This window comes from Tindallia texcoconensis, from assembly GCF_055383815.1.
This window is the reverse complement of the sequence record NZ_AP042431.1, coordinates 1,805,507-1,819,450: the sequence shown is the minus strand read 5'-3', so window position 1 is coordinate 1,819,450 and position 13,944 is coordinate 1,805,507. Positions and strand designations below refer to the sequence as shown.

Genomic DNA, 13,944 nt, shown 5'->3' with positions numbered 1-13,944 from the left:
ATGAAACATTCCTATGGAATACTCATGTTTACAATCATCCATGCTCTATTCCTTTATTCCTTTATTACTTTATTACTTTATTTCACCGCATTTTCCCAGTCTTTTAGAAACCGTTGAACCCCTAGATCTGTTAAGGGATGCTTGACCATTTGCTTAAAGACAGCATAGGGAATAGTAGAAATATGTGCCCCTGCCACAGCCGCTTCTGTCACATGTGTGTTGCGACGAATGCTGGCCGCAATAATTTCCGTATCAATTAAGTGACGATCGAAAATATCCACAATTTCCGTAATCAAGGCCATGCCATTATGTCCTACATCGTCTAACCTTCCCAAGAATGGACTCACGTAAGACGCTCCTGCTTTCGCTGCCAGTAAGGCCTGGGCCGCTGAAAAAACTAAAGTCACATTGGTACTGATACCTTGTTCAGAAAAAATACGGGTTGCTTTCAAGCCTTCCTCCGTCATTGGCACTTTAATCACAATGTTGGGATGAATCCCAACTAAATCCTTGGCCTCTTCCACCATTTCCTCCGCCGTTAGGCTGACTACTTCTGCACTAATAGGGCCATCAACCAACTCAGCAATTTCCTGAACTGTTTGTTTAAAATCTCTTTGTTCTTTGGCAATTAGGGATGGGTTGGTTGTCACCCCTTCCAAAACCCCCCAACTATTCACTTCTCTAATCTCATCCATGTTGGCTGTATCGATAAAGAGCTTCATTCCATCATCTCCTCATTCTATTTAATTCCCAGTAGGACCCTTGCCTCTTCAGGCGTAGCCACTTCTCTGCCCATCTCTCTAGAGATCCGTGCCACACGCTCTACTAACTGAGCATTTGATGTGGCCAGTTCCCCTTTTCGATAAAATACATTATCTTCAAATCCTACTCGCACATGACCTCCCAGAATAATGGCCATTACGGACATGGGCAACTCGTGCCGTCCAATGCCAGCCACTGTCCAAGTAGAACCCTCAGGAATAGCATTTTTCATTGCGATCAAGTCTTCTGGTGTTGCTGGGCAGGCCCCTGGTACCCCAAGCACAAAATCAAAGTGAATAGGTTCCTTTAACAATCCTTTTTTTAGCATCTTCAGGGCATTAATAATAAATCCACGCTCGAATATTTCAATTTCAGGTTTCACATTTTTCTCTAGCATGGTGGTTGCAAATTGCTCCATCATACTTTCTGTATTCATAAAGACTTCGGACCCAAAGTTACAGGTACCACTGGTCAAACTAGCCATTTCTGGATTTAGCTCCACAGGTTGTAATCGTTCTTCCGGACTATGCCACACAGCCCCTCCCGTAGATGGTTGAAAGATGACATCGCAACAGGACTCGATTTTTTCTTTGATCTGACCGTAGATCTCCTTGTCCTGGGTTGGATTCCCGTCCTTGTCTCTGGCATGAATATGCACAATAGAGGCTCCTGCTTCATAGCAAGCCTTGGCTTCCGCCGCTATTTCCTCCGGAGTCAATGGCAATGCCGGCTGATTTTCTCTGGTTACTTCCGCACCTGTTAAGGCCGCCGTAATAATTAGTTTTTCCAAAAGATCTCTCCTTTCACCCTTATAGCTCCAGTCCTTTAAGTATCCTATGCTTTTTCTATTATAACAGGATTCCCCTGCATTTAAAAGGAACATCGACATAAAAGAAACCCTCCTCCGAAGAGAAGGGGGTTTCTTTTGTGTCTTTTCTTCTTTCTTTTTTCTTAAGAGAGCTTTGGCGAAAAAATAGCCAATACGACAATAACGCCTAGTCCAAACAACATTAGCCCAGTTTGCTCGATGTCTAAAATCCCCATAACCGCTACAATAGCAACGGCTACTGGAATGACAAACTTAATAAGATTATACCAAATATTAAACAATCCGAACTCTTTCTGACCTTCATTGGTTAGTTCATTATATAAATCTTCTTTTTTAACCACCCATCCAGCGAAGATGGCTAGCAACATTCCACCAATGGCCAAGAAAATTTTATCTGTCAGGATATCAAAGAAGTCAAAGACTCCCACTCCTAAAATGGTGAATCCAGCCATGACGCCAAGAGATAAGGAAGAAAGAATCCCTGTCACCACCATAATCCCGCCTGCTGAATAAACGGATTTCTTTCTTTCCATTCCCCGCTGATCAATCAGATAGGCTACTACAACTTCCAGCAAGGACACTGAAGACGTCAGCGCCGCCACGGTTAAGGCAATAAAGAAAATGGCGGAAAACAACGTTCCAATGGCACCCATTTCTGCAAAGATAGAAGGAACTACTACAAAGACAAGTCCTGGTCCTGCTGTTGGTTCCATGCCGAAGGCAAAGAGTGCAGGAAAAATAGCAAGTCCTGCCAACAAGGCCACCCCTACGTCCAAAGCCGTTACAATTAGTGCATTATTAGGAAGTGTTTCTTTTTTACTCAAATAACTACCATAGGTAATCATGCAACCCATACCAAGACTAAGAGAGAAGAAAGCCTGTCCCAATGCTCCTAGTAGGGTTTGACCCGTCACCATGGAAAAGTCTGGCTTAAAAAGGAACTCCAGTCCTTCACTGGCACCTGGCAAGGTAACGCTTCTGATGGTGATTAAACCTAACAGAATAATAAGGGCAGGCATCAAAACACGAGCTGCTTTTTCGATTCCTCCTGCAATGCCTTTAGCAACAATCAGAATGTTCATCACAAGGAAGACCAACATCCAAACCAAAGGCTCTACAGACCCAGTAATAAACCCACCAAATACATCTCCAATACCTGCAGGATCTCCCAGCAGGCCTGTTAAAGATTTAAACACATAGGCCAGTGACCAACCACCTACCACAGGGTAAAAACCCATAATAAAGAAAGCAGAAACAACTCCGATCACACCGGCAAAGGTCCACCGATCACTATAACTCTTATACGCACCTACCGCCGCTAATCCGGTTCGTCGACCAATGGCAAATTCAGCAATCATAACGCTAAGACCAATTACAAATACAAATGCTAAGTAAATTAAAATAAATGCACCGCCACCATTTTCACCCGTCATGTACGGGAAACGCCAAATATTACCAAGCCCAACAGCCGAACCTGCCGCTGCCATGATAAACCCAATACGCGATCCCCAATTTTCTCTCTGTTTCATAAGATACCTCCTTTAAAATGTACGTTTTATCCATCCTTCTACTGTTACGCTATTTTGCTAAGCACCCCCCAAAGAACTCTGTGTCAGAAAAATGAGATATCTTTTCCGTTAAAAATTCAATAAAATTAAATAAAGTATACCACAGAAACCCTTTCTAAACAAGGACTATTCTAAATCGTCTTAATTTCCAGTTAATTTGTTAATCATTTGTCAAATAACCTCCTCCCTATCCCCTTTATTGTCCAAGGATAGGGACAAGACTTTCTTCTTTCTGACACTTCCTCTGAAGTTCCATGGCTTCCAGCACCTTTGCCGTATATATAGCATCATTTAAGGCACTATGAAAACGTCCATCTGTTTCTACCCCCAATTGAAGCACTGCTTTTTTCAACCCTATTTGCTGGCCTTTTGGGGTCTTTAAAAAAGTCATACACATTTTCTGGATATCACATGGATTATCTGCCCAAGTCAACTCCATTTCGTGGTATTGACAGTTTCTTTTGAGTTCATGGTAATCATCTATCCCCCAAGAGCACAAACTTTTTTCTTGATTTCCCATCCATTCTCTAAAAAGATTTATGGCCTCAGGAAAAGGAATCCCTGTATCCAGCATCTCTCGAGTAATTTTCGTTTTTTGTTTCACCTTTGGATGCATGCGCCTATACAAGGATGGTTTTACCATCACTTGAAACAGATCTTCTATCTGAAGGTTTTCATCTACTTTTACCGCCCCTATTTCAATGATTTCCTGAGGACATGCTGGATGGGCATTTCCTTTTTTCAGTTGCTTTGTTTTTTTGTCAATTGAAAAAGCCGTATTAAACTCCAGATCATATATAATTCGTTTCATCTTCGACTCCTTTTCCTTTTCTCCCAACAAAAGGAGATTCTGTTCTTCTTGTTTTTTCTACGTATCCATTGTATCTCATGACCTCTTTTTTGAAAAGAAAAAGCCTTCTCAAAACTGAGAAGGCTTGGGTCTTTATTGCCATTTGCTCTTGGACTGGGACTGACCGCGGGCTTTGTCGTTCTTACGACCACCGCTGGAATTCCATCGGCTCTTGCCGCCTGGCTTATTTCCCTTGTAGCCCCCTTTGTTTCCGCTGCCATAACTACTTTTCCCTTTGTATCCCCCACTAGATTTACGTCCTTTTCTCAATGGGTCCTGCTCCGTAATCTTTACTGGCGTGGTTACGGGTTCTTTGGTAATCATTTTCAAGGCAGCCGCCACCATTAATGTGGAATCATGCTCTTCCAACATCTCTCTGGCTACTTCCTGATAAGACAAGTATTCTTGATTTTCAATGATTCTCAACAATCCGTCCACAGCTGCCCGTTGCTGGCCTTCCAAGGCATCCGATAAGGTTGGAGCCGACTTGCGCTGAATTTTCTTTTTGATGCTCTGCTCAATGATTCGCAGATGATCCATTTCACGAGAAGTCACAAAGGTAATGGCTTCTCCCGTTTTTCCCGCTCTCCCCGTTCGACCTACTCGATGAACGTAACTCTCAGGATCCTGAGGCACGTCAAAGTTATAGACATGGGTCACTCCGCTGATATCCAAGCCACGAGCCGCCACATCTGTAGCCACCAAGATCTCTACCAATCCCTGCTTGAAACGACTAATCACCTGATCTCGTTTAGATTGATTTAAATCTCCATGAATCGCTTCTGCAGAATAACCACGTTTTTGCAGGGCTTCATGAACTTCATCCACTCGTTTTTTAGTTCTTCCAAAAACAATGCCCAGTTCTGGAGATTGAATGTCCAATAAATTGCATAGGATATCAAACTTTTTCCGTTCCATCACTTCAATATAGCTTTGCTCTGTTAGATCTACGGTCATTTCCTTGGCTTTGGTCCGAATCAACTCAGGGTTTGTCATGAATTTTTCGCCAAGTCGTTGTATGGGTTTTGGCATAGTAGCCGAGAACAATAAGGTTTGTCGCTCTGCTGGCACTTCTTTTAAAATGGTTTCAATATCTTCAATAAAGCCCATGTTTAGCATTTCATCGGCTTCATCCAACACCACCATGGATATTTTCTCCAATCGAATCGTCTTCCGACGCATATGATCCATGAGTCTTCCTGGTGTCCCCACCACAATATGCGGCTTGTTTTTCAGAGATCGCAATTGTCGACCTATATCTTGTCCACCATAAATCGGCAATGCTCGAATTCCCTTAATTTGGCCTATTCGATTAATTTCTTCCGCCACTTGAACTGCCAATTCTCTGGTAGGGGCTACTACTAGTCCCTGGACCATACTTTCCGCTGGGTTCATGGTTTCTACCATAGGCACCCCAAAAGCCGCTGTCTTACCAGTACCTGTTTGCGCTTGTCCAATAACATCTTTTCCTTCTAGTAATAATGGGATGGTTGATTCCTGAATCGGTGTTGATTCTTCAAATCCCATATTCTCCAACGCTTTTAACGTTTTTTCTCCTACACCTAGTTCTTTAAATAATTTCATCTAAAACATTCATCTCCTTTTAATGTTCATTCCTAGAAAATAATCCTTCACTGGTCTCAAGCATTCCTGTTACAGGGAAAGTTTCAATCTTAACCACACACAGCATCGGAATAATGAATTAGGAACAAAGAATGCTCTTCTTTGAAAATACAAGCATTCTCCATGCTTAATTCATCATTCCCAATTTCTTCACCTACCCTGCACCTCAAACCGCCATAAAAAAAGGCAATTCCGCAGAACGGATTGCCTTTTTTTCGGTCTGTTTTTTATAACTACAGCTTGGTTACGTTAGAAGCTTGAGGACCTCTGTTTCCATCCACTACTTCAAATTCAACTTCTTGACCTTCGTCAAGAGTCTTGAAACCGTCGCTCTGGATAGCTGAGAAATGCACGAACACATCGTCACCGTCTTCTCTTTCAATAAATCCAAAACCTTTTTCTGCGTTAAACCATTTTACTTTGCCAGTCATTTGTTGGCCTCCTTTTTCATTCTGTTAAAAGCAAAATAAACTACTAAGACTTTGATATTGCCTTCTTACAAGAGGCCTTCAAATGCTTTTTGTTCTTTTACTTTTTAACTACAGGATTAATATAACACAGATTTTAACGGAATGCAAGCTTTCTGCAGAAATATTTTTCACATCCTCTTGTTCGGAACGTATGTTCAGGCTCCTTCTTTTTATGCTATACTGAAATGGAGGTGATCAAAATGGAACTCTCTGAGAAAATCAACATTTTAGCCGAAAGCGCCAAATATGATGTTTCCTGCTCTTCCAGTGGAAGTCGACGAAAAAATATCACTGGCGGTCTGGGCAACACGGCACAAGCTGGTATTTGTCACTCCTGGTCTGCGGATGGACGTTGTATTTCCCTGTTAAAAATTCTCATGAGCAATAACTGCCAATACGACTGCGCCTACTGCACAAACCGACGATCCAATGATTTCCCTCGAGCTAGCTTAACGCCCTCAGAACTAGCGACCCTTACCATAGGTTTTTATCAGCGAAATTATATAGAAGGCCTTTTCTTAAGCTCGGCCATCGAGGAACATCCAGATCAAACCATGGAGAAAATGAATCAAGTCCTTCGGTTATTAAGGGAAGAACATAAATTTAATGGCTATATCCATATAAAGGGCATTCCCGGCTCCAACCCCCGCCTGATTCACCAAGCTGGCCTCTTGGCAGACCGAATCAGCATCAATATTGAGCTCCCTTCAGAAAAAAGCCTTCAGCTTTTAGCACCACAGAAAAAAAGAGAAAGCATCCTGCTACCTATGAAGCAAATTCACCAACAAAGCCTCCAGTTTCAACAGGAAAAACGACGGTTTTCTTCGGCCCCAGATTTTGCCCCGGCTGGCCAAAGCACCCAATTGATGATTGGCGCCAGCCCAGAAAATGATCGCCAGATCCTTCGTCTCAGCCAAGGCCTTTATCAAGGATTTGGCTTGAAACGAGTCTATTATGCTGCCTATGTTCCTGTCAATACCCATGGGCGGCTACCGCTTCCAACCAGCCCACCGCCGCAATTACGGGAACATCGACTCTATCAGGCAGACTGGCTTCTTCGTTTTTATGGTTTTCGTGCAGAAGAACTGCTCCAACCAGAAAATCCAGATCTAGATTTGGATTTAGATCCTAAATGCATCTGGGCCCTTAGAAATCCAGGCTTTTTTCCAGTGGAAGTAAATACAGCAAGTCTGCAAACATTGTTGCGAGTTCCTGGGGTAGGACCGGTTTCTGCCAGAAGGATTGTCACTGCCAGAAAAACCAGCACCCTCTCTTATGAGGATCTCAGCCGTACCGGTGTAGTGCTAAAGAGAGCACGCTACTTTCTTACTTGTCAGGGTCGCTATGAAGCTGGCCGTGATTTTCAACCAGATCGAATTTATCAAGTGTTACGCCGAGAGCATCGGTTAACCATCAACCCTTCCCCAGGGTATCAAATGTCTATGGAAGACTGGAAGGAGGGATCTCTCTCATGAAAACCTTTCTCTATGACGGCTCCTTTGACGGCCTTTTAACGGCTCTGTATCACGCCTTAAGCGATGGAAACCCAGAGAATACCATCGAAGTCACCAGCCAATACCAACCAGATTTATTCTCTCAGCCCATGGCTGTGGCTACAGATTTCCAACTGAGCCAACGCATGTATCAAGGAATTCCTCGCCGAATTTCCCAACAAAGCCTTGAAAACCTGTACCATCTTTTTTTGTCAGAGCCAGGGAATGTAGGCACTTTAAGCTATCTTTACCTTCTTAAAGGATTTCGCCTAGGCCCTCGTATTAATGAACACCTTACAGATCCAGTGGTATATCCAGTCCTTAAAGCCTGTCGTCAGGTACTTCGAGAATACCATCGTATGACTGGTCTCTTACGATTTCAGTGCCTTCAAAACAAAACCCATTATGCTACCTATAGCCCAGATGCTCATTTAACCCCTTTGCTGGCAGGCCATTTTTCCCGCCGACTCTCCCATCTGCCTTGGATCATCCATGATTGCCAACGAGAACAAGCGGCTTTTTGGGATACTCACAAGTGGTTTCTTTCCCCCTTATCCAAAGATGGAAAGCTTCAGCTATCCGAATCAGAGCATCATTTCCAAGGATTATGGCGCCAATATGTTAAGCATATTTCGATCCAAGAACGAGAAAATCTTAAGCTCCAACAACAATTTGTTCCCAAAAAATATCGACAGCACCTAACAGAGTTCACGGAATAATTGTCAGCCTGCTTCCACTATGGTATTCTTTAATTCATCCTTTACATCCAAGATCATTCATACGCGTTTTATGTTCTTGCATACATCTTGTATCCTTACTACTGTTTCATTCATCACTAACGCAGGAAAGGCAGGCCGAACCATGCAACAATTCAGCGATAATAAGCGTTTATTTTTAGAAACTATTCCACGAAAACAAAGTTGGCAAGAGCGGTGCAAAAGACCAGCCATCGCCCTCATACTCATTTTATTAGCAGGAGTGATTCTTATGAATGGATGGAGTTCTTCCCTTCCTAAAGGGACTTCTTTTGAAGGACCCATGCGCCGAGTCCCCCATATCGAATTTCTTTATGACCTCACCTATCAGCAACGAGGTGAAACCGTTCATGAACCGCAACTATTCGATGAAAAATTAGCTATGATTTCCCAAGCAGAATCTTTTATTGTCATGGACTTTTTCCTCTTTAATGATGATTACGATCGAAGTTTTACTTTCCCGGATCTTACCCGCCAGTTAACAGAAGCCCTGCTGGATAAGCGTAGAAAGTCACCAGACATGCCTATCATCCTCATCACAGATGAAATAAATGAGTTTTATGGCGCTTACACCGCCTCCCACTTGGACACACTGCGAGATGCTGGAATCTCTGTGATTCTGACGGATTTAGATCAGATTGGAAACTCTAACCCTCTGTATACCGGAATATGGCGAAGTTTTTTTCACCGATTAGACCCTACGGGCCCTGGTATTTTCCCCAATCCTTTCAGTCCAGATTCGCCCAGAGTTACCTTAAATGCCACCTTAAAACTTCTGAACTTCAAAGCAAATCACCGAAAAGTGCTTCTTACTGAGAATGGAGCTCTGGTCACCTCTGCAAATCCCCATGACGCCAGTGCCTTCCATTCCAATATTGGCTTTAAGCTCAATGGGCCTATCCTAGGAGATTTGTTGGAAACAGAAAAGGCCGTAGCTGGATTTTCTGGCTTTGAATTTCCGGATCTGCGTTCCCCTTCCATGGCTTTGGAAACCACAGAAGTCCAAGCCCAGGTGTTAACAGAAGGGAAAATCCAGCAGAGGCTGCTGGATATCATTGACACGGCAGAATCCGACCAAACACTTTGGATAGGTCAGTTTTATATAAGCGACCGCAAAACCATCCAAGCCCTAAAAAACGCAGCCCATCGAGGGGTGGAAATTCGAATGATCTTGGATCCAAATCGAGATGCTTTTGGAATGCGTAAGATTGGTATACCCAATCGACCTGTAGCCACAGAACTGGTTCGTCATTCCCCGGATCAAATCCATGTACGTTGGTATAACACCCAAGGAGAACAGTATCACAGCAAACTTATCTTTTTATCTGGAGGTCAAGAGATCCAAGTCCTTGGCGGCTCTGCTAATTTTACCTCCCGCAATATCCAGGACAAAAACCTAGAAACCTGTATTCGAATCCTAGCACCTGCGGATCACGAATTTTCACAGGAGGTTCATCGGTATTTTTTAAGACTTTGGGAAAATCAAGAAGGCCAGTATACCTTGGATTATGCTGAGTTTGGCCATAGTTCTTTCCCCAAAAGGCTTTTATATCGTTTTCAAGAGTGGAGCGGTTTTTCCACCTTTTAATTAACAGGACACGGTTGATTCAAAGGGAAGGGTGACGGCAAAACAACTGCCGACACCTTCCTGACTTTCTATCCGAATAGAGCCTCCCATGACTTCCACCAGCCTTTTGCTAATGGTCAGCCCCAATCCACTGCCGCCATACTTTCTGGTATTGGAATTATCCACTTGGGTAAAGGATTCAAAAATCAAATGCTGATCCTCCTCCCGAATCCCTATGCCCGTATCTTTGACTAAAAATTCTACGACAACCTGCTCTTTTGTCCTTTCTAACACCTTAGCCTCCAAGATTATTTTTCCTTCTTCCGTAAATCTAAGGGCATTTTCCATAAGATTATTGAGAATCTGTTGCAAATAGCTCTGAGCCCCTAGTACCTCCTCCGGAATCTTTTCATCATAATGGAGATCAATGGTTACTTGCTTGTTCGCAATATCGTAGCGGTGTTTTTCAGTGATCATCAAGAGTAGGTCCACTATGCTAAAGCACTGATGATACATCATGGCTTCTTTGGCTTCGATACTGGAAAGGGCCAAAATATCCGCCAACAATTTGACTAAGCTTTGGGCTGAAGAGTGGATATAACTTAAATACTCTCTTTGTTCCGAGTCCATTTTTGTTTCCTGCATCAATTGAAGAAAGCCTACCATTCCATTGAGAGGCGTTCTGATTTCGTGGCTCATATTGGCTAAAAACTGAGATTTTGCTTGACTGGCACATTCTGCTTTTTTTCTTGCCACTTCTAGTTCCTTGTTTTGTCGAAGCATTGCTTCTTCCATTTGTTTTTCCCTGCTAACATCCACTATGGCGATCCTAACAAACTCCTGCTCTATGTCTTTTTTCATCCGGTTGCTTTGGATTTTAACAGGTTTATTTCCATCTGGCATTGCCATCATAAGCTTTAGCCCTCTCCTCTTACCGGTTTGAAAAACAGTACGCATATGAAAATAAAAGGGATCTTGACTTTCCGGACTAATCCACTCTTGAATTTTTCGATTCTTTAAAAATCCTTCTTCTATCCCAGTCCACTCACAAAAAAGATGATTTGCCTCCAGTATCTCTTGATCACGATTAACCATGACATAGGCCACTGGTGCATCATTGAAAAGTTGTGCATAATGGTCCTTTGATTGTTCCAAGTCCGCCTGAATTCTTCTTAATTCCTCATTTTGATATTCCAGCTCTTGATGATAAATACTAAATTCCTCCAGAATTTCATCCAAGCTTTTTTGATTGATGAAAGATTCATCAATTTCTCTACTTTCCAATACTTTTTCAATGGACTGCTGTAACTTCACTCTGTTTTCATGGTTTTGCTCCATGCCATCACTCCTCAGAAGCTTTCTTAGATCCATTCCCAGTTCCAATCTTTTTTTCCTCATACAAGCTTCGACACACTTCATCCAAATCTGCCTGCATGTTTTTTAGTTTTGAAATATCTACAAAGGTAATCAAAATCCCTTCTACCGCATGGTAAGCGGTTCGATACGGCCTAACCCTCCCAAGCCAGACCCTTCCATCCTCTGCTCGTATTTCCCGATCAATGCTTTGGAGTGTTTCTACAACCGTTTCCACATCTTCCATCATTTCCGGATAATTAGGCATCATCGCAATATGAGCCAAGGGGCGCCCTATGTCCGACTCCCTAATGTGGCTCATCTGTGATAGCACCGGCGTCATCCGACGAATGCATAGTTTTCGATCCAAATAAATGGCACCAATTTCTGTATTCTTCAATAGATTGTTTAGATCATTATTGGATTGGACCAATTCATCTATTTTCAACTGATATTCAGAATTAACCGTATAAAGTTCTTCATTAACAGACTGTAATTCTTCATTGGTACTCTGCAATTCTTCGTTAGAGGCCACCAGCTCTTCATTAGAGGATTGGAGTTCCTCGTTAGAGGTTTCCAACTCTTCCACCGTAGCCTGCAGGTTTTCTCGACTAGCCTGCAGCTCTTTTTCCAATTTTTGAATCCGTTGATTCATTTCTCCTTGAAGACAGGACTCATCAGCAGAGATCCCACTGGAAATACTCTTCGCCAAAGGGTTTTTCACGAAGGAAATCAAGTAGTAACGAGTATGATCCACTAGAATACTTCTTCCTTCCAAGGTGATTTGTTCCCCTGGATACCGATTCATATGGCTAAGGTTTTCGTAGGCAAGTTGTTGTTGTCCTTGGCGTAAGCGACGGACCAACCCACTGGCATAAACCGATAATTCCGAGGATAAGTTGCTGAATAGATTTTGAGAAAATTGCCCTGTTTTAAATTCAAAAAAAGGACTCATATCGTTGATCACCTGCAAAATCCGATCCTGGGCATCAATGACTACGGAGGGTGGCAAGGCAGCCTGCAGTACCCCTTCAAAAATGCGACCTGTTCGCCGGCTTTTTTCCTTTTCCTCTCCCAACAACCGTGTGCCCACGGGATCACTGCTACGTGTTGTTAGGCTTTGGATTTCATTGGTAACAGGAGGTCGATACCCCTCCTTATATTGATAAATCTTCCATTTGGTGTTGATGGTCGTAAACCCTTCACTCATCTCTCCCAGAGATTCACTGTTCCCCATAAATAAAAACCCACCAGGATTAAGGGCGTAATAAAACATATTAAGGATTTTTTGCTGCATACTTGGTTTGAAATAAATAAATAGATTTCGACATACCATCAAGTCCAGCTTGGAAAAAGGGGGTTCCTTCAACAAATTATGCGTAGCAAACACCACCATTTTCCGCACTTCTTCATTGACCTGATATCCATGGTCTACCTTTGTAAAATACTTAGACAGCAGTTCCGGGTCCACATCCGAAAGAACACTGTCTGGATAAAATCCTTGACTGGCTACATCTAAGGAATGTCGATCGATGTCCGTGGCAAAAATTTTAATCTCACAGTCTGGATTTTTCTTGCGTATTTCTTCTAGGCACAGCATAGCCAGCGTATATACTTCTTCACCTGTCGAACAACCTGCGGACCAAATACGAAGGGTTTCTTTCTTGGCAAGCTTAGCCAATACATCTGTTCTCAGGCTTTTGAAGGCCTCTTCATCCCGAAAAAAACTGGTGACTCCAATCAATAGCTCCCGATACAAAATTTCCTTTTCTTGATCCGATTCCGATAGAAACGCCAAATAATCTTCCAATTTTTGAAACCGATTGATACTAACCCGCCGTTCCAACCTTCTGGCAATGGTATTTTCCTTGTAATACGAAAAATCAACTCCCGTATAATTTCGTAGAATGAGGGTGATTTTAGCAAAGGTATCCAAATTTTCCGGCAAAGTCTCTTCAAGGGATTTGCTTTTTTGAATAAATGGATGTTTGATAAAATTTAATAATTCCTCCGCCATTTTATCCGGTGGTACAACATAATCTACCAGCCCAGTAGAAACAGAACTTCTAGGCATTCCATCAAACTTTGCACTTTTCTCATCCTGGACCATAATCATGCCGCCAGCTTCTTTGATGCTTCGAATGCCTAAGGTGCCATCGCTTCCCGTACCAGAAAGTACCACGGCTACGGCTTTTTTTCCTTGATCCGTGGCCAAGGTGCGAAAAAAGATATCAATAGGAAGATTAAGGGTCTTTTTTGGTTTTTGATCCTCCAAATAAAGTGTTCCATGAAAAATCATCAAGTTATGCCGAGGTGGAATTAGATAAATGGTGTTTGCCCATACATCCATCCCATCCGCAGCAATATTAATAGGCATATTTGTATGCCGTGCCAAGAGCTCATCCATCATGCTTTTATAATCTGGCGAAAGATGTTGAATCACCACAAAGGCCATTCCCGTATCGTCCGGCATTGTCTTAAAAAAATCCTGCAGCGCTTCCAACCCACCGGCAGAAGCCCCTACCCCTACGTAATAGACAGGCTTTACCGTTGATCTTTCCTTTGATTTTCCCATGGTTCTTTCCTTCCTCTCCGACCATAAAATCTATCTTTCTAGAATACTTAATACCCATCCTTTTTAGGTATTTTCATTTTTTTCGTCTTTTCTTTTAAT

11 protein-coding genes are annotated in these 13,944 nt (G+C 42.6%); 3 read left to right on the top strand and 8 right to left on the bottom strand.

Translation table 11 applies throughout. The features are described from left to right. Positions 1-77: 77 nt before the first annotated feature. The 6 genes from fsa to ACZ47N_RS08140 all read right to left on the bottom strand — a co-directional run bounded on the left by fsa (position 78) and on the right by ACZ47N_RS08140 (position 6,063). Complete coding sequence (gene fsa / locus ACZ47N_RS08165) at positions 78-722, bottom strand: fructose-6-phosphate aldolase (protein WP_464886066.1); 645 nt, start codon at positions 720-722, stop codon at positions 78-80. A 17-nt stretch (positions 723-739) separates the two neighbouring features. Next, on the bottom strand, positions 740-1,552 hold the full coding sequence (gene kce, locus ACZ47N_RS08160; RefSeq protein WP_464886065.1) for a 3-keto-5-aminohexanoate cleavage enzyme: 813 nt from the start codon (positions 1,550-1,552) through the stop codon (positions 740-742). Between the two features lie 161 nt (positions 1,553-1,713). Next, a complete protein-coding gene (locus tag ACZ47N_RS08155) occupies positions 1,714-3,120 on the bottom strand; it encodes a sodium-dependent transporter (RefSeq protein WP_464886064.1) in 1,407 nt (468 codons plus the stop codon). A 235-nt stretch (positions 3,121-3,355) separates the two neighbouring features. After that, entirely contained in the window at positions 3,356-3,970 is a 615-nt protein-coding gene (locus ACZ47N_RS08150; protein ID WP_464886063.1) for a 3'-5' exonuclease, read from the bottom strand. Positions 3,971-4,102: 132 nt separating this feature from the next. After that, positions 4,103-5,593 carry a DEAD/DEAH box helicase gene (locus tag ACZ47N_RS08145; protein ID WP_464886062.1) on the bottom strand — a complete coding sequence of 497 codons (1,491 nt, stop codon included), beginning with the start codon at positions 5,591-5,593 and terminating at the stop codon, positions 4,103-4,105. Positions 5,594-5,865: 272 nt separating this feature from the next. Further along, the gene (locus ACZ47N_RS08140; protein ID WP_464886061.1) at positions 5,866-6,063 is read right to left on the bottom strand and encodes a cold shock domain-containing protein; all 198 of its coding nucleotides are present in this window, start codon (positions 6,061-6,063) and stop codon (positions 5,866-5,868) included. A gap of 239 nt (positions 6,064-6,302) precedes the next feature. On the opposite strand from ACZ47N_RS08140, the gene ACZ47N_RS08135 reads away from it, so the two are divergent. The 3 genes from ACZ47N_RS08135 (at position 6,303) to ACZ47N_RS08125 (ending at position 9,938) form a co-directional block, all read left to right on the top strand. After that, positions 6,303-7,577 carry a putative DNA modification/repair radical SAM protein gene (locus tag ACZ47N_RS08135; protein WP_464886060.1) on the top strand — a complete coding sequence of 425 codons (1,275 nt, stop codon included), beginning with the start codon at positions 6,303-6,305 and terminating at the stop codon, positions 7,575-7,577. Then, positions 7,574-8,314 (top strand): TIGR03915 family putative DNA repair protein, encoded by a 741-nt coding sequence (locus ACZ47N_RS08130; protein WP_464886059.1) that lies wholly within the window; start codon positions 7,574-7,576, stop codon positions 8,312-8,314. The genes ACZ47N_RS08135 and ACZ47N_RS08130 overlap by 4 nt, the downstream gene beginning before the upstream one ends. A gap of 142 nt (positions 8,315-8,456) precedes the next feature. Beyond that, positions 8,457-9,938: a phospholipase D family protein gene (locus ACZ47N_RS08125; protein WP_464886058.1), complete on the top strand. Its 1,482-nt coding sequence runs from the start codon at positions 8,457-8,459 to the stop codon at positions 9,936-9,938. Here ACZ47N_RS08125 and ACZ47N_RS08120 read toward each other — a convergent pair whose 3' ends face one another. Next, a complete protein-coding gene (locus ACZ47N_RS08120) occupies positions 9,939-11,255 on the bottom strand; it encodes a PAS domain-containing sensor histidine kinase (RefSeq protein ID WP_464886057.1) in 1,317 nt (438 codons plus the stop codon). A 4-nt stretch (positions 11,256-11,259) separates the two neighbouring features. Then, positions 11,260-13,845 (bottom strand): CheR family methyltransferase, encoded by a 2,586-nt coding sequence (locus ACZ47N_RS08115; RefSeq protein WP_464886056.1) that lies wholly within the window; start codon positions 13,843-13,845, stop codon positions 11,260-11,262. Between the last annotated feature and the right edge of the window lie 99 nt (positions 13,846-13,944).